The 15,545-nt window shown below is 64.0% G+C and carries 13 protein-coding genes; 2 read left to right on the top strand and 11 right to left on the bottom strand.

Features of this window, described 5'->3' with window-relative positions:
• Positions 1-45 precede the first annotated feature (45 nt).
• Both GO988_RS05595 and hemF read right to left on the bottom strand, forming a co-directional pair.
• A complete protein-coding gene (locus GO988_RS05595; RefSeq protein WP_157562547.1) occupies positions 46-624 on the bottom strand; it encodes a phosphatase PAP2 family protein in 579 nt (192 codons plus the stop codon).
• A complete protein-coding gene (hemF, locus tag GO988_RS05590; RefSeq protein ID WP_157562546.1) occupies positions 617-1,534 on the bottom strand; it encodes an oxygen-dependent coproporphyrinogen oxidase in 918 nt (305 codons plus the stop codon). Before hemF ends, GO988_RS05595 begins: the two co-directional genes overlap by 8 nt.
• Positions 1,535-1,711: 177 nt before the next feature.
• Between hemF and GO988_RS05585 the strand changes: the two genes are divergently transcribed.
• A complete protein-coding gene (locus tag GO988_RS05585; RefSeq protein ID WP_157562544.1) occupies positions 1,712-3,847 on the top strand; it encodes an alpha-ketoacid dehydrogenase subunit alpha/beta in 2,136 nt (711 codons plus the stop codon).
• Between the two features lie 131 nt (positions 3,848-3,978).
• On the opposite strand, the gene GO988_RS05580 is transcribed toward GO988_RS05585, so the two are convergent.
• Together GO988_RS05580 and GO988_RS05575 are read right to left on the bottom strand one after the other, a co-directional pair.
• On the bottom strand, positions 3,979-4,191 hold the full coding sequence (locus GO988_RS05580) for a heavy-metal-associated domain-containing protein (protein WP_157562542.1): 213 nt from the start codon (positions 4,189-4,191) through the stop codon (positions 3,979-3,981).
• An 86-nt stretch (positions 4,192-4,277) separates the two neighbouring features.
• Complete coding sequence (locus GO988_RS05575; protein ID WP_157562539.1) at positions 4,278-7,175, bottom strand: BamA/TamA family outer membrane protein; 2,898 nt, start codon at positions 7,173-7,175, stop codon at positions 4,278-4,280.
• Between GO988_RS05575 and GO988_RS05570 the strand changes: the two genes are divergently transcribed.
• The gene (locus tag GO988_RS05570; protein ID WP_157562537.1) at positions 7,166-7,933 is read left to right on the top strand and encodes a TrmH family RNA methyltransferase; all 768 of its coding nucleotides are present in this window, start codon (positions 7,166-7,168) and stop codon (positions 7,931-7,933) included. The genes GO988_RS05575 and GO988_RS05570 overlap by 10 nt on opposite strands.
• Positions 7,934-8,111: 178 nt before the next feature.
• On the opposite strand, the gene GO988_RS05565 is transcribed toward GO988_RS05570, so the two are convergent.
• From GO988_RS05565 to GO988_RS05535, 7 genes are all read right to left on the bottom strand, one after another.
• Positions 8,112-9,248 carry an outer membrane beta-barrel protein gene (locus GO988_RS05565; RefSeq protein WP_157562535.1) on the bottom strand — a complete coding sequence of 379 codons (1,137 nt, stop codon included), beginning with the start codon at positions 9,246-9,248 and terminating at the stop codon, positions 8,112-8,114.
• Between the two features lie 98 nt (positions 9,249-9,346).
• Positions 9,347-10,384 (bottom strand): hypothetical protein, encoded by a 1,038-nt coding sequence (locus GO988_RS05560; protein WP_157562532.1) that lies wholly within the window; start codon positions 10,382-10,384, stop codon positions 9,347-9,349.
• 21 nt (positions 10,385-10,405) lie between these two features.
• A complete protein-coding gene (locus GO988_RS05555) occupies positions 10,406-10,945 on the bottom strand; it encodes an RNA polymerase sigma factor (RefSeq protein WP_317164794.1) in 540 nt (179 codons plus the stop codon).
• 238 nt (positions 10,946-11,183) lie between these two features.
• Positions 11,184-11,672 (bottom strand): peptide deformylase, encoded by a 489-nt coding sequence (locus GO988_RS05550; protein WP_157562530.1) that lies wholly within the window; start codon positions 11,670-11,672, stop codon positions 11,184-11,186.
• Between the two features lie 22 nt (positions 11,673-11,694).
• Positions 11,695-13,137, bottom strand: coding sequence for an amidohydrolase (locus GO988_RS05545; RefSeq protein ID WP_157562528.1), 1,443 nt, complete (start codon positions 13,135-13,137; stop codon positions 11,695-11,697).
• Positions 13,138-13,433: 296 nt separating this feature from the next.
• Entirely contained in the window at positions 13,434-13,796 is a 363-nt protein-coding gene (locus tag GO988_RS05540; RefSeq protein ID WP_157562526.1) for a CoA-binding protein, read from the bottom strand.
• A gap of 57 nt (positions 13,797-13,853) precedes the next feature.
• Positions 13,854-15,431: an NAD(P)/FAD-dependent oxidoreductase gene (locus tag GO988_RS05535; RefSeq protein WP_157562524.1), complete on the bottom strand. Its 1,578-nt coding sequence runs from the start codon at positions 15,429-15,431 to the stop codon at positions 13,854-13,856.
• Between the last annotated feature and the right edge of the window lie 114 nt (positions 15,432-15,545).

Here is a 15,545-nt window from a genome sequence, read left to right as displayed (position 1 = left end):
CCGCTACTCACAGTAGCGGGGCGTTGTGCTTCAGCTACCAACTGGTTAGGAGGCAGTTGGCCACAGGCGCGGAGCCCAGCGCTGGAACGCCGTTGCGGCTGCCGCGCCCAGTGCTGCGCCCACTACCCAGCCGCCAAGTACGTCGCCGGGGTAATGGGCGGCTAAGTACACGCGGCTATATGAAATCACCGCGGCCCAAATAAATACCCCGATTTTAAGGCCTTTATAGCGCCCGCTGGGCAAGGTTAGCAGCAGGAATACGGCCAGCCCCATGGCGTTGGCCGCGTGCGACGACATGAAGCCAAACTGTCCGCCGCAGCCATCGGGTAGGTAGAGCTGCGCCGCCAGGTCGGCGGCGTGGCAGGGCCTGGGGCGGGCTGCCCAAGGCTTAAAAATGCGGCTGGTAATGCTGTCAGCCAGCGCCACGGTGGCAGCCAGCAGCGGCAGCAGCAGCTTGGTGCGGTGGCGAAAATGATAAATCAACCAGCCCAATAGCACCGCATAAAATGGGAACCAGACCTTTATTTGGGACGCAAAGCCCATTATGGCGTCCAGGATGGGCGTGTGGGCGTGGTTGATGGCCAGCAGCAGCCGGTGGTCGAGGTCGCGCAGCGTTTCAAGCATGGGCGGCAGTGGTCCAATCGACGCCCTTGCGGAGCCAGGCAAGCGTAGCGGCTTCGGGGGTGCCGGGCGCGGGCGCGGCGGGGTTGTAGCTCCAGCCGCAACGGGGGGGTAGGCTCATGAGGATGCTTTCGGTGCGGCCGCCGGTTTCGAGGCCAAAGCGAGTGCCGCGGTCGAAGGCCAGGTTGAATTCGGCGTAGCGATTGCGGCGCAGGGTTTGCCAGGCTTCTTCGCGCTCGGTGAAGGGTAGGGCGTGGTTTTCACGCATAATCAGCGTGTAGGCAGGACCAAACAGCTCGGCCACGTCCTGCACAAAGGTGAATAATTCGGCCACGCCGCCATCCTGGCCCACGGTCAGGCGGTCGAAGAAAATGCCGCCTACCCCCCGCGTTTCCTGGCGGTGCGGCAGGTAGAAGTAGTCGTCGGCCCAGCGCGTAAACTTGGGGTAGTAAGCGGGGTTGTGCTGGTCGCACACGGCTTTAAGCTGCGCGTGGAAACGCTGCGCCTGGCGCTCATCCACGTAAATAGGCGTGAGGTCGATGCCGCCGCCAAACCACGCCTCGCCGTTGCCGGCCTCGAAGTAGCGCACGTTCATGTGGATGATGGGTACGCGGGGGCTGCGCGGGTGCAGCACCACCGACACGCCGGTGGCGAAAAAGTGCGGGTCGGGCAGGTGCAGCTGGCGGGCGGCGGCGGGACTTAGCTCGCCCTCGACAGCCGAAAACCCTACCCCTCCTTTCTCCAAGATGACCCCGCCTTCGAGTACCCGCGAGTGGCCGCCGCCGCCCCCGGGCCGTTGCCAGTCATCCTGGCCAAAGCGGGCTGGGCCGCCGTCGGCAGTTTCGAGCTGCTGGCAAAGACGCGTTTGAAAATCCTGAAGCCAAGTGGCAATATCGGTGCGGGTAAGGGCCATTTTATGCAATAAACAGGGGGCAAGGAGCCGCAAATAGGTGGCGGTACCGGGTGGTAGCGTCGCTAAGCAACAAGCAGTTACCCCGGCGCCTGGCGCGCGAGGTAGGGCTGCCTGCCGGCAAAGGTCGGGCAGGGGCGTAATTTTACCTTCCTTATTCGCTCTACCCGCCCACACTACATGCTAGTTGCTCCTCCCGCGTCCGTCGCGGCGGCTTCGGCCGTGCCCGAAGTCGTTTTGCTGCGCCGTGCCTACTTGCTCATGCATACGGCTGCCGAAATGGCCGCTCTGTACGAAGCTCAAAAAACCGTGGCCGCCCGCTACGTGCACGCCACTGCCCGCGGCCACGAAGCCGTGCAGTTGGCGGCGGCCTTCCTACTCACCGGGGCCGACTACGCCGCGCCCTACTACCGCGACGATGCCCTGCTGCTGGGCCTGGGCCTACGGCCTTACGAGCTGATGCTCCAGCTGTTGGCCAAGCGCGACGACCCTTTCAGCGGTGGTCGCACCTACTACAGCCACCCCTCGCTGCGGCGTGAGGGCCTGCCCGTCATTCCGCACCAAAGCTCGGCTACGGGCATGCAGGCTATTCCGGCCACCGGCATGGCCCACGCCATTCAATATTTAGAGTATGTGAAGAGTGAAAAGCTGACGGCTGGCGGGGCGCCGGCCGCGGCGCCGGACCCTACCCCCCCCGTCAACCCGCTGGTGCTCTGCTCCATCGGCGATGGGGCCATGACGGAAGGCGAAGTGAGCGAGGCCCTGCAAATGGCGGTGCTGCACCGCCTGCCCATTGTGTACCTGGTGCAGGACAACGACTGGGGCATCTCGGCCACGGGCGAAGAAATGCGCGCCATGGACGCCTACGAGTTTGCCGCGGGCTTTCCGGGCCTGCACCGGGTGCGGGTCGATGGCGCCGACTTTGTGTCCTCCTACAACGGGCTGAGCGAGGCCTTCGAGCACGTGCGCCAGCGCGGCGGCCCGGCCTTGGTGCACGCCAAATGCCCGCTGCTGGGCCACCACACCAGCGGCGTGCGCCGCGAGTGGTACCGCGGCGACGACCTGGCCACCCACCAGCAGCAAGACCCGCTGCCCCGCCTGCACCGCCGCCTGCTGCAAGCCGGCGCCCTCGAAAAAGACCTGATTGCGCTGGCCGCCCGCGCCCGTGCCACCGTGGCCGCCGACTGGGCCCTGGCCTTGGCTGCGCCCGACCCCGACCCCGCCACTTTCGCCGACCACGAATTTGCGCCGCCCGCCGTGCTGGCAGAAGCTGGCGAGCGCGCCCCCGCCGGCGCCGACAAAGTGCTGATGGTAGATGCCGCCCTGCACGCTGTGGACGACATTTTGCGCGAGTTTCCGGAGGCCTTGTTCTACGGCCAGGACGTGGGCGGCGAACTGGGCGGCGTGTTCCGCGAAGCGGCCCTGCTGGCCAAAAAATACGGCGACCGGCGGGTGTTCAACACGCCCATTCAGGAGGCGTACATTGTGGGCAGCACGGCGGGCATGGCCGCCGTTGGCGCCCGGCCGATTGTCGAGATTCAGTTTGCCGACTACATCTGGCCAGCCCTTAATCAACTGGTGGAGGAGTTGAGCAAGAGCTGCTACCTGAGCATGGGCAAGTTTCCGGTGCCAGCCCTCATTCGGGTGCCGGTGGGCGCGTATGGTGGCGGTGGGCCCTACCACTCGGGTTCCATCGAGAGCACGCTGCTTACCATTCGGGGCATCAAAGTGGTGTACCCGAGCAACGCGGCCGATATGAAGGGCCTGCTGCGGTCGGCCTTCCTCGACCCCAACCCGGTGGTGCTATTAGAGCACAAAGGCCTATACTGGAGCAAAGTGCCCGGCACCGAAGACGCCAAAACGATTGAGCCGGCCGCGGGCTACGTCATTCCGCTGGGCAAGGCCGCCGTGGCCCAGGCCGCCGCGCCCGACCGGCTGCGCGCTGGCGATACCTGCGTTGTCATCACCTACGGCATGGGCGTGCACTGGGCCACGGCGGCCAGCCGCGTGTACCCCGGCCGCGTGGAAGTGCTCGACCTGCGCACCCTCAACCCCCTCGACTGGGAGGGCGTGCTGGCCGCCGTGGCCCGCCACGGCAAAATACTGGTGCTCACCGAAGAACCGCTCCTCAATAGCTTCGCCGAAAGCCTGGCCGGGCGCATCCAAACCCAATGCTTTTTGCAGCTTGATGCACCCGTGTACACGCTCGGCGCAGCCAACCTGCCAGCCATTGCGCTCAACGTGGAGCTGGAAAAGCAAATGCTGCCCAGTGCCGCCAAGGTAGCCAAAGTGCTCGGCGAGCTGCTGGGCTATTAACTGAGGGTAGGGTAGGCAACGTAATAAAATAACGTCCTGCTCAGCTAGTCGAAGCAGCTCGGCAGGACGTTTGAAGGGGGTAGAGGAAGCACTGAGCGGCCGCCTTGCTATAGGCCAGCTCAGCTGCTACCCTACGCCAGCAGCGGCTCGGCCCGGAAACCGGCTTCTTCCACCAGCTCGGCTATTTGGGTGGGGGTGAGGGAGGTATCGACGCTCAGGATTTTATCGGGGGTAGTGGTATCGACCTGCCAGGCCGTGATGGCGGGCTCGGCATTGAGCGTGGGCGTGACGGCGCGCAGGCAGTTGGCGCAGTTGATGGTGGTTTTGAAGCGATGAGTAGCCATAACGAGAAAAAACAAGTGGCCCGCATGGGGCGGATACCTAACCAACAACCCGCCCCGGTGGTTGGTGCGCACCGGCGGGGGTAGGGCTAGAAAGGGTAGCCGATGCCGATGTTGACCACCGTTTGGTTGGTGGTTTGGCGCAGGGCGCGCCGAATCAGCCAGGGCTCGTCGTCGGTGGGGTCGTAAACCTTGGTGGCGATGTCGAAACGCAGGATGAGGAAGGTGAAATCCATGCGGATGCCGATGCCCGAACCCACCGCAAACTGCTTGGCAAACCGGTCGAACCGAAACTCGGCACCCGGCCGGTTGGTATCGGGCTGCAAGGTCCAGACGTTGCCAAAGTCCGTAAATAGCGCACCCTTGATAAACGAATACACCGGAAACCGGTATTCGGCCGAGCCTTCGAGCAGCAGTTCGCCGGGCTGCTCGGTGTAGTAGTCGCGCTGGCCGGCCGCATCGCCCGTAGTGAAGCGCGTGGCGTAGGAGCCGGTGCCCAGGCGGCGCGGGCTCCAGGCGCGCACGCTGTTGGAGCCGCCCACAAAGAAGTACTTATCATACGGAATCGTGAAGCGCTCCACGCCCGGCTGGTCGGGGTCGGGCGTGCGGGTGAGGGCGTGGGCTACCCCCCCGTTGAGGCGCCAGGCAAAATAAGTTTGAGGGCTGAGCTTGTAGTAGCGCCGGTAATCGGCCGAGATTTTGGCGAAATTATACACGGCTAGGCCGGTACTGGTAAACCAAGATTCGTTGCTATACAGACCACGCGTGAGGCCGCCCACCTCGGCAAACAGGCGCAGGTAGTGGGCATTGCGCGTCTGGTTGAGGTCGTTGGAATTATAAATCGAGGTAAAGCTAAAACTCGGCTCGTACACCGACCGGAACGACTGGTAGAGCGGGCTACCCTGGGTGGTGCGCAGGTTTTCGAGCAAGCCCCGGTAGAAGTCGCTGATGTAGGGCGTATTGACCAAGCCAATGTCAACGGGCGTAAACACATACTGCTGATAGGCAGAAGTTTGCCAGAGATAATCGAAGGTAAATTCGGCGTTGGTACGTGTGTAGTAGGGGGTGCGCGTGTAGGTGTAGGAGAGCGCAAAACGGGTGCGCGGCTGGTCATCGCGCAGGAAATTGCCCGCCCGAAACGGCACCAGAAACTGCGGCACGATGAGCGCCGCGGTGGCCCCGAGCTGGGTGGTGTACTGCGCGTCGGGGTTGGCTTCCGTCGATTCGCCGGCCCGCACCAGCTGGCCTTCCAGGCCCACGCGGCCGCTGAGCTCCAGCACCTCGGCCCCCCCAAAAGGATTACGCCACTTTAGGCGCAAGTTGCCAAACGGCCCCGGCAGGCCCGCTACGTAGGTGCCGCCAAACTCGGCCGTTTCGGAAAAGCGCGGGCTGGGCGAGGCCGTAATAATGGCGTCGAGGTAGTTGGGCGGCGCCAGGGGGGTAGGCACGCGGGGCAGGGCTTGCAGCACGGGCCGGCCCGTGCTATCGGGTGCCGCTTCGGCCGCCGAGTCGCGGGCCGCGGCCGCCACCTTGCGGTAGCTCACGGTGTTAAACCGGAACATGTCGAGGTTCGAGAGCAGGCGCTGGGTGCGCTGGGTGCGGTCCTGGTTGTAGAGCTGGCCAGGGCGGATGGTGACCTGCCGGGCCAGCACCCGCGCGCTGAATTGCAGCGGCCCACGGCTGGCAAACACCACCGAATCTTCGCGCACGGTATCGCGCGGGGCCAAGCGGCCGAACGTGCCGCGCAGGCGCCGCGCCGTAAGCGAGTCCGACACAGCGGCCGGCGTCACGCCCGCAGGCATGTTGGCCGTCGAGATGCGGCCGGTGCTACCCGGTGCCAGCGGCTGGGTGGTGGCGGTGGTATCGCGGGGGGTAGCGGCGGCGGTGGGGGGTAGGCCCCGGCGGCCGCGGCGCAGGCGGGCGGTGTCACCGGTAGCGGCGCGCAGCGCCTGCGCCCGGCCAGCATCCGTGAGCACCACCACCTGGCGCAGCTCGTAGCGGCGGTGGCCGCCGGGCGGGGTAGCCACCAGCAGCTTGAGCCGCACCTGGCCTTTTTCGAAGCTCGTATCGGCCTCTAGGGTAATGAACTGGGTGCGAAAATCGTAATAGCCCGAGTTTTTTAGCAAGGTTTCGAGGCGCTGGCGCTCCTGGCCAATCAAGTCCTCGTTGTAAGCGTCGCCGGGGTGCAGCAGCGAGGCACCCTGGCCCCGCGCAATCACCTGCGCCACGCCCGAGTCGGGGATGCTGCGCGTAAGCTGCCCCAGCCGGAAGCCCAGGCCCTCCTGCACGGTGTAGGTGACGGCCACGCGGCGGTGCAGGCGCTGGCCCGCCGAGTCGCGCAGCGGTATGTAGTGCTGGGGGCGGTGGCGAAGCCCCAGTAGGCGCAGGGTGCCGCCCACCACCGATTCGGCCGCGCGGGCCGAGTCGGTATAGCTGGCCGTGGCCCGGAAATACCCTTGCGAGTGCAGGTAGGTCGTGAGCTGGTCGATGGTGCGGCGGCTCAGCGTGGCGTCGTATATCACCGGGGGCTCGCCCAAACGCATAATGGAGTTGCCTTTTTCGAGGGCCGTGCGCTTGCGCGTGAGCAGGCGGTCGCGGCGGCCCGCCAGCTTGCCAATCTTGGCCGAGTCGGTGCCCGCCGCCGCCAGCTGGTCGGCAAACCGGGCTTTGATGGTGGCAATGCGCCGCTCAATGCGGGTCGAATCGTAAAAAGAATGCCCTAGCTGGTAAATTCCCAGCTTCGGCAGCGGCAAGTTTCGATTCGGTTTTTGCTGCACCAGCGTCAGCAAACGCTCCTGCTGGGCAGGCGTCAGGTCGTGGCTTTGCACCGTTATCTTGGTGAGCAAGCGCTCGTTGGGCTTCAGCAGCCGCAGGGGCGAGCAGCCCACGGCCACCAGCAGCGCCGCCAAGGGCGCCAGCCCCAGCAGGGCCGCCACCGAAGACGCGAGCCGTTGCCGGCCTTTACTTTGTTGTTGAGATGGTTTCAAAAGCTCTAGCCAAATACGTACGGTCGCTGCAGCAGCGCAAATATCGGCAGCGCCACGCGGCCTTCCTGGTTGAAGGAGCCAAAAGCGTGCTAGAACTCCTGGGCTCGGGCCTGCGCATCGAGCATCTGCTCGCCACGCCTGCCTTTACCGAGCAGCTGGACAGCACCCGGGCCCTACCCCCCGGCGTGCCCCTGCACCTCGCCACCGAAGATGAGCTGACCCAACTTGGCACCCTGCAAACCAACGCCGCGGCCCTGGCCGTAGTGCAGCGCCCCACCGAGCCGGCCCTACCCTCCACGCTGCCCACCAGCCGCCTCGTGCTAGCCCTCGACAACGTGGCCGACCCCGGCAACCTCGGCACGCTTTGGCGCTTGGCCGATTGGTACGGCCTGCCTGGCCTGGTGCTGTCCGAAAATTGCGCCGACCCTTTTAACCCTAAAGCTGTGGCCGCCAGCATGGGGGCCTTTGGCCGGGTGCCCGTGTGGGCCGACCGTGACCTGGCCGCCTGGCTGGCGGAGTTGCCGCAGACCGCACCCGTGTTCGGGGCTGATTTAGAAGGGGATAATGTGCACAAGCTAACCCTGGCCCCGGCCGGCGTGCTGGTAATGGGTAGCGAGTCGCACGGCCTCAGCCCCGCGGTGGCCGCGCAGCTCACGCGCCGGCTGCACATTCCGCACGGGCCGGGGGGTAGGGCCGAAAGCCTGAACGTGGCCGTGTCGGCCGCCATTCTGCTAGATAATTTTTTTCGGAACGAGTAGCAGAATGGTAGGGTAGAGTGGCGAAACAAAGAAGAACGTCATGCTGAACGTAGTGAAGCATCTTTACCGCTTCGTTAATTATTAACCCCATCAGCGTGGTAAAGATGCTTCGACAGGCGGACGCCAGATGAGTCTGACGTTCTTTTAGTAGTATGACAAGGGTAAGCCGCACTACTTTTTAATTCCCGAAAAAGCGCACGCCGAAGCTCAGCGTCTGGGCTTGCGGGCCGTGGCCGTCGCGGAAGAGGTCGTTGAGGTTGTATTTCGCAAAGAAGGTCAGCGATTTATAGCCCAATACGCCTTGCAGGCCATACTGCCAATCGGTGAGGTTGTACGAGCCGTAGTCCTTGTCTTTGTAGGTGCTACCCTCCTCAAAATACTTGAGCTTGGTCCAGCTGCCCAGGCGGTAGCCCACGAAGCCGCCCGCGCCCAGCGTGAGCGTGTGGTGCTGGTGGTCGTCGCGCAGGTTGAGCTGAAACATGAGCGGCACGGTGAAAGTGGACGTGGCCAGCTTAGTTTTTTGGTACTGGCGGCCGCTGGTTTCGGATATCACGGCGGTTAGGCCGTTCACATTCACCCACTTGTTGTTGCCTTCGAGCATGTAGTTGTTGAAGGCAAACTCGGGTCCGCCCACGAGATAGAGCGGGCTGCGCCGGCCGCCCAGCCGCTGCTTGTAGTTGAAACCCAGGTTGACGTAGCGGGAGCCAAAGGTGCGCAGCTCGGGCTGGTTAGCCCCGCCTTTGTTCGTCAACGCATTGAGGCCCAAATCAAAGATGAAGTCCGTGGACGAAGACTTGCGGTCCCAGCGCGCCTGGCGCATCGAGTCGCGCTCGGCCTGGCGGTCGGCCCGGCTGGCCGCGGCACGGGGCTGGTCGTTGCTCTTGCCGTCGATGTTGACCACGACGCCAAACTTCTTTTCCAGCAGTACCTCCACCTTATTGCTGGGCCCGTAGGCGCCAGAATAGCCCGCTTTGGCCTTGTGAGTGGTGATGCGCACCTCCTCGGGCAGGCCCTGGCCGGGATTGTCCTGATTGGGGAAAAATTGCGTTGTCACGCGGTCGGTCTTGGCTGATTTGGCCGCGTCATCGGCCCGCCGAATGTAGCCGCCCAGCCGCGCCACCAACGAGTCGAGGTGGTATTGCGGCAGCTCGCGCAGCTGCCGGGCATCGCGCACTACCAGCGTCATGGTGGCTTTATTGGGCAGGCGCACCACAATGGTGTCGGTAGGCGCGGGGGGTAGGGCACGGGCCGGGGCAGCCGTAGCAGCGGCGCCAACTAGGGCCACAAAAGCAGCAGAAAAAAGGGTAGGTTTCATGGTGAAAAAAGGCAAAAAGGTGAGGGTAAGCGCGGAGTAACATTCCGCGCCTCAGGTAAAAAGCAAGTTTAGGATGCTAGGCAGCGAGCCGCCGCCGCTTACAGTTGGATGGTTTTTGACACCACGCGGCCGCCCAAGCGGGCCTGCACCGTCACGGTTTCGGGCAAGCCCGTGGCCTCGGCGAAGCTGGCCGGCTCGCCGTGCACCAGGTGGTCGGCCTGGCGCAGCAGGCCCCCCAGCCGCAGGCGGGGCCGGCGCGTGGCTGGGTCCGGGGCGGTGGTGGCGGCTACCACGGCCGGCGCAGCCGGTGGGGTAGGCTCGGTGCCGCGCCGCACGTCTACTTCAATCACGTCGGGTAGGGAGGTGGGGGTAGGGTTGGCAGCAACAAGTACCGCCGGATTGTCGCGGGTGGCGGGTGCTACCGTCGTAGCAAGCGCCGTCTGCGAAGTCATATCAGGCTGGTTGGCCGGGAGTTTCCGCTTCCCGGTAGTGGCCAGTTGGGGCGTGGCCGCGTCCGGCCGCATCCCCAGCAATTGGTGGCTGCCCACTGCCCGGCGCGCCGTAGCGGTGCGGTGCGGCGGGGTAGTGGTGGCCATCGGGGTGCTAGATGTAGGAGGGGGGGTAGGGGTTGCCTGGGCAGAGAAATATTTCTGCTTTTTTTCGCGAGCCGCCTGCGTAGTGGTAGCAAGCAGTTCTTGCGGAGCTGAATCTGACTGATTAGCGCTTGGAACTGCCGCCTGCTGGGCATTCGCATGTGCCTGAGTGGCAGGGGCCAGCTGCTGGCTGGCCGCACCGGTAGTTGCCAAGGTAGTGCCGGCTTGGCGCTGGTAGCCGCTGCGCCACAGCAGCCCTGCCCCGCCCGCCAGCAGCAAAAGCAGCACCGCTGCAGCCGAGTATTGCCACCAGGCCACCACCCGACGCCGGCGCGGCTGCGGGCGCAGGTGCTCATCCTCCAGGCGCTCCCACAGCTCGCGGGGGGGGAGGGAGGCGTGGCTGCCCAGCCGCGTCCGAAACAGCGCATCGAGCCGCTCGGCCTCGGCCAATTCAGCTAGCCGCTGCTGCAAGTCGGGGCTGGGGGGGGTAGGGTGCCCACCCAGCTGCTGGCGAAATAGGTCGTCGATATCATCGGTAGCCATCGGTATTATCACTGATTAACGTTAGCGAGCGGCTGTGCTTAAGACCAAGCGGCGCTGGAGCATGGCCCGCGCCTTGCTGAGCTGCGACTTGCTGGTGCCCTCCGTGATGCCTAGCGTTTCGGCAATTTCGAGGTGCGAATAGCCCTCCAGCGCGTAGAGGTTGAACACGGTGCGGTAGCCAATGGGCAATTCTTGCAGCAGGGCCAGCAGCTCGTCGGCTTGCAGCTGCATGTCGGCGGTGGCGGGGGTAGCAGCCAGGTTTTCGGGCTGCGCAAACTCCTCAAACGACAGGTGCAGCGGCTCGCGGCGGCGCAGCTCCATCAGGGCCTCGTTCACCATGATGCGCCGCACCCAGCCCTCAAAGCTGCCCTCTTGCCGAAACGTGGGCAAGGCCCGAAATACTTTAGCAAAACCCAGCAGGAGAGCTTCTTCCGCATCCTCCTGGCGCTTGAGGTAGCGGCGGCACACTGTCAGCATCAGCCCCGCAAATTGGTTGTAGAGCTGGCGCTGGGCGCGCGGGTCGCCCCGTAGGCAGGCAGCGATGAGGTCAGCGTCGTTCACAGCGTAAGGTAGGGGTAGGGCAGAGGCAAAAAGGTAGTTGGGACGCTAGATGCAGGCAAGGGGGTAGGGGTTGCCTGGTGCAAAAGAAATAATAGAGAAGCACGTCATGCTGAACAACGGGAAGCAGCTCTACCAAACCGATAAACGAAACGGTAGAGCTGCTTCACCTTGTCCAGCATGACGTACTTCTTAATATACCACTCCCAAGATTTATGTCACCCCAAAGGATAACCCAGAACTAAGGGCGCCACCGAAACGACTGGTCATCCAGCGCCCGCATGGTGCACAAAATACCGTCGAGGTGGTCGCACTCGTGTTGCAATAACTCTGCTACCGCGCCCTGCACGGGCCAGTGCTGCGGCTGCCACTGCGCATCGCGATAGGTTACGGTCACGGCTTCGTGCCGCTGCACGCGCACCAGGAGGTTCGGGAAACACATGCAATCGTCCCAGAGCTCGAACATAGCCGGGCTACACGCGCTCAGTGCGGGGTTGAGTAGCACGATGGGCTGGCCGTCGAGGTGCAGGTACACCAGGCGTTTCATGATGCCGAGCTGCGGGGCCGCAATGCCACGCCCGAAGCCGTAGCGCGCCCGTACTTCCTGCATTACCTGGTGCAGGTCGCTGACCCAGCCGGCTACCAGCGGCAGGTCGGCCTCGGTCACGGGCGCGCAAACTTCGTAGAGGCGCGGGTCGCCGAGGAGCACCAGGTCGGCCAGGGTTTTCATCGGTGGCAGGAAAATGCTTTCGTTAATCGCGGTAATTCAGGGCCGGTTTACGGTCGCCGAGCAGGGGCTTGTACACGTAGCCGCCCACTTTCTGCTTAAGCTCAATTTTAGCTTTGTCTAGCAACTCGGGGCTGGTGAACAGGTCGATAGCGGTGAGCGTCATGGTTTTGGCGGCCACCATCATACCCTTGGTGCCGATTTCCTTGCCGCTGCACGCCACGGCCTGCCAGCTGTGGGCGGGCGTGCCGGGTATCCAGGTGGCGGCCGTGAGGCCCACGGTCGGCACCACGTAGCTGACGTCGCCCACGTCGCTGCTGCCGCCTAAGTCGTGGGCGCTGTAGGGCTCGACTACGGCCGCCTGCGCCACGGGCGGCGCGGGCGCCCCCAACGAGGCCTGAATCTGCTGGCCGAAGGCGACTTCTTCCGGGGTGTAGGTCACGCCGCCCACTTGCTCTAGGTTGGTTTGCAGGGCGTGGGCCAGGGTTTCATTCAGAAGCAAGTCGTGGGTGCCGCCCACAATTTCGTAGTCCATGGTGGTGCCGGTGCCCAGCGCGGCGCCCTCGGCCGCCTTCACCACGCGCTCGAACACGGCTTGCACAATAGCCCGGTCGGGGTGGCGCACGTAGTAGTACACCTCAGCAAAATCGGGCACCACATTAGGCGCCTTGCCGCCATTGGTGATGACGTAGTGGATGCGCGTTTCTTGGGGCACGTGCTCACGCATCATGTTGACCATATTGTCCATCGCCTCCACGCCATCGAGGGCGCTGCGCCCGCGCTCGGGGGCACCAGCCGCGTGCGCGGCTATGCCACGAAACCGAAATTTGGCCGACGAATTGGCAATGTACTTGCCCGCCATGGTCCCGTTCGCGCTGCCCGGGTGCCAGTGCACCACCGCGTCCACGCCGTTGAAAAGGCCTGCGCGCACCATGTACACCTTGCCGCTACCCCCCTCCTCGGCCGGGCAGCCGTACACTTTCACGGTGCCGTGCAGCTTGCCTTCCTTCAGCAGCTTTTGCAGCTCAAGCCCGGTGGCCACGCTGGCGGTGCCAAATAGATTGTGGCCGCAGCCGTGGCCCGCATCCTGGCCGGCAATGGGGGTTTTGGTGGCCACGGCCTGCTGGGCCAGGCCCGGTAGCGCGTCAAACTCAGCCAGGATGCCAATCACCGGCTGGCCACTGCCATAGGTGGCCACGAAGGCCGTCGGGATGCCCGCTACCCCCGCCTGCACCGCAAAACCGTGGTCGCGCAGCGTTTTTTGCAGCAGCGCCGAGCTTTGAGTTTCCTTGTAGCCCACCTCGGCAAAGCCCCAAATGCGCTGGGCCAGCTGGCGGTAGTCGGCGTAGTGCGCTTGCAGCTCCTGCATGGCCTGGGCCTTCAGGGGCTCCACCGGAGGGGTAGGCGCTGCTGGCCGAAAGGCCAGCAGCCCGGCGCCGAGTAGCCCCAGTAAGTAGGGTTTTGTCATCTGATTTAAGTAACTGGGTAATCGCTCAAAAGTAGCCGATTCTCCTTGGTTCTTACGAGCTATCAGCCAAGTATTTACTGAAATATTGCCAAGCTATGGTTACTGAGCCCTGCCGCTTACGCAGTAGAAACGCTGCCCATTTATTGCTTTTAACACTTGCCCTAACCGGCAGGCTGGAGGTAGGGCAGGCAAGCAAAAAGCCCCGGCTGGTGGCCGGGGCTTATGCGCTGAACAACAGCATGCCTGCTAGTTGAGTAGTTGCCGTAGGTAGTTAAGGCAGTAGCGTAGCAGTCAGCCTACTTTTCGTACTGGCCTACGCTCAGCATTACCAGCGTGCAGGCCTCTTCGGTTAGAATGCCTTGGGCCTGGGCTTTTTGCTCTAGCTCGGGGTTTTCGGTGCCGGGGTTGAAGATGATGCGGCGCGGCTTGAGGCCCAGGATATAGTCGTACCAAGCGGGCTGGTTTTGGGGGCCGACGTAAAGCGTAACGGTATCGATGCCCGCCTCGGTAGGGCGGTCGAGGCGAATGTCGAGGCCCGCCACTTGGCCTTTGCGAATACCCACGGGCACTACCTCATGGCCGTGGCTTTTGAGCTGGTGAATGGCGCGGTAGGCATAGCGCGCAGGATTGTCGGTAGCACCGAGGACGAGGGTTTTCATGGTAGTAGAAGTTAAAAGGAACGCCCGCTGAGCAGGCATGACAACGACAAACGAATTTTAGCGCCCTGCGGATACAGCCACCGCTTCGGCCACGCGCTCGCCGTCCATGGCGGCGCTCACAATGCCGCCCGCGTAGCCCGCACCCTCGCCGCACGGAAACAGGCCCGCTACCACCGGGTGGCGCAGGGTATCATTGTCGCGCGGAATGCGCACCGGGGCCGACGTGCGGCTCTCTACCCCCACAATTTGGGCCGAGTTGGTAGCGAAGCCGGGAATTTTGCGGCCAAATGCGCGGAAGCCCTGCCGCAGCCGCTCGCTGAGCGCGGAGCCGAGCACGGCGTCCATCTCGATGCTGACCAGGCCAGGTTGGTAGCTGGTTTCGAGTAGGGTAGGCGACAGCTTCTTTTGCAGAAAATCGCCGAGGCGCTGGGCTGGCGCCAGTTGGGTATTGCCGGCCAGCTGGCAGGCGCGCTGCTCGATTTCCTGCTGCAAGTGCAAGCCGGCCAAGGGGCCATAGGTAGCCACGTCCATGTCGCGCAGCTCCACGGCGGCCACGATGCCCGAATTGGCAAAGCGCGAATCGCGGCGGCTCGGGCTCATGCCGTTTACCACAACTTCGCCGGGTGCAGTGGCCGCTGGCACAATGAAGCCGCCCGGGCACATGCAGAATGAAAACACGCCGCGCTGCTCCTGCTGCACCTTGGTTTGCTCCACCAGGGCGTAGCTGGCGGCCGGCAGCAGCCCACGCTCGGGCCGCCCGTACTGCGCCTGGTCGATGAGGGCCTGCGGATGCTCGACGCGCACGCCCAGCGCAAATGGCTTGGCCTCAATGCCTACCCCCCGCTGGTGCAGCAGCGCGTAGATGTCGCGCGCCGAGTGGCCAGTGGCCAAAATAGTGGCTTCGGCCTCGATGGCCTCGCCGGTATGCGTGACTACGCCGCGCAAATGGTTGTTTTCCAGAATAAAATCTGTCACCCGCGTTTCAAACCGCACCTCGCCGCCGGCCTCCAGCACGGCGTCGCGCAGGCTTTGCACCACGGCCGGCAGCTTGTTGGTGCCAATGTGCGGATGGGCATCGACCAGAATATCGGGGGTAGCGCCGTGCTGCACCAGCCGCCGCAAGATGCGGCCCACGTCGCCGCGCTTGGTCGCACGGGTGTAGAGCTTACCGTCCGAATACGTGCCCGCGCCGCCTTCGCCGAAGCAGTAGTTCGAGTCGGGGTTTACCACGTGGTCCTTATTAAGCGCCGCCAAATCGCGGCGGCGAGTACGCACGTCTTTGCCGCGCTCCAGCACAATCGGCTTAATGCCCAACTCAATGCAACGCAGTGCGGCAAACAAACCGGCCGGACCTGCGCCCACCACTAGCACCCGGCGCCGGGCCTGGCTGACATGGGGATACGCAAACCAAGGCCCCAGCAACTCGCGCGTCGGCGCGGGGGTAGTGCGGTCGTACACATCGGCCCGCAGCCGGATGAGCGGTCGGCGGCCCCGCGCATCGAGCGAGCGCTTGCGGATGTGCACAAAATCGGCCTCGCCGGGGCGCAGGCCCGCGGCAGCCAGAATAGCCTCGTAGCGGGCCAGCTCGTTGTAGGCCACCTCGGGGGGTAGGGCCAGGTCTAGTTCTTGTTTCATAAAGGAGGCGAACGGGAGTTAACCGTTAAGCCCGGCAAAATTACGATGGAGGAGCGGGATAGGCGGTTTTGGGGATGTAACGAAATCGAGTTACCGCTTATACTTGTGGTTATT

Source organism: Hymenobacter ginkgonis (assembly GCF_009755225.1).
Lineage (GTDB): Bacteria > Bacteroidota > Bacteroidia > Cytophagales > Hymenobacteraceae > Hymenobacter > Hymenobacter ginkgonis.
Note: the sequence above shows the minus strand (reverse complement) of the source record. Positions and strands in the feature narration are given on the sequence as shown.

Bases quoted from the DNA above. Each gene is read 5' to 3' on its own strand.
- GO988_RS05545 (WP_157562528.1), bottom strand. From the start codon at position 13,137: ATGACAAAACCCTACTTACTGGGGCTACTCGGCGCCGGGCTGCTGGCC.
- GO988_RS05565 (WP_157562535.1), bottom strand. From the start codon at position 9,248: ATGAAACCTACCCTTTTTTCTGCTGCTTTTGTGGCCCTAGTTGGCGCC.
- GO988_RS05540 (WP_157562526.1), bottom strand. From the start codon at position 13,796: ATGAAAACCCTCGTCCTCGGTGCTACCGACAATCCTGCGCGCTATGCC.
- GO988_RS05595 (WP_157562547.1), bottom strand. From the start codon at position 624: ATGCTTGAAACGCTGCGCGACCTCGACCACCGGCTGCTGCTGGCCATC.
- GO988_RS05535 (WP_157562524.1), bottom strand. From the start codon at position 15,431: ATGAAACAAGAACTAGACCTGGCCCTACCCCCCGAGGTGGCCTACAAC.
- GO988_RS05550 (WP_157562530.1), bottom strand. From the start codon at position 11,672: ATGAAAACCCTGGCCGACCTGGTGCTCCTCGGCGACCCGCGCCTCTAC.
- GO988_RS05570 (WP_157562537.1), top strand. From the start codon at position 7,166: ATGGTTTCAAAAGCTCTAGCCAAATACGTACGGTCGCTGCAGCAGCGC.
- GO988_RS05585 (WP_157562544.1), top strand. From the start codon at position 1,712: ATGCTAGTTGCTCCTCCCGCGTCCGTCGCGGCGGCTTCGGCCGTGCCC.
- GO988_RS05560 (WP_157562532.1), bottom strand. From the start codon at position 10,384: ATGGCTACCGATGATATCGACGACCTATTTCGCCAGCAGCTGGGTGGG.
- hemF (WP_157562546.1), bottom strand. From the start codon at position 1,534: ATGGCCCTTACCCGCACCGATATTGCCACTTGGCTTCAGGATTTTCAA.
- GO988_RS05580 (WP_157562542.1), bottom strand. From the start codon at position 4,191: ATGGCTACTCATCGCTTCAAAACCACCATCAACTGCGCCAACTGCCTG.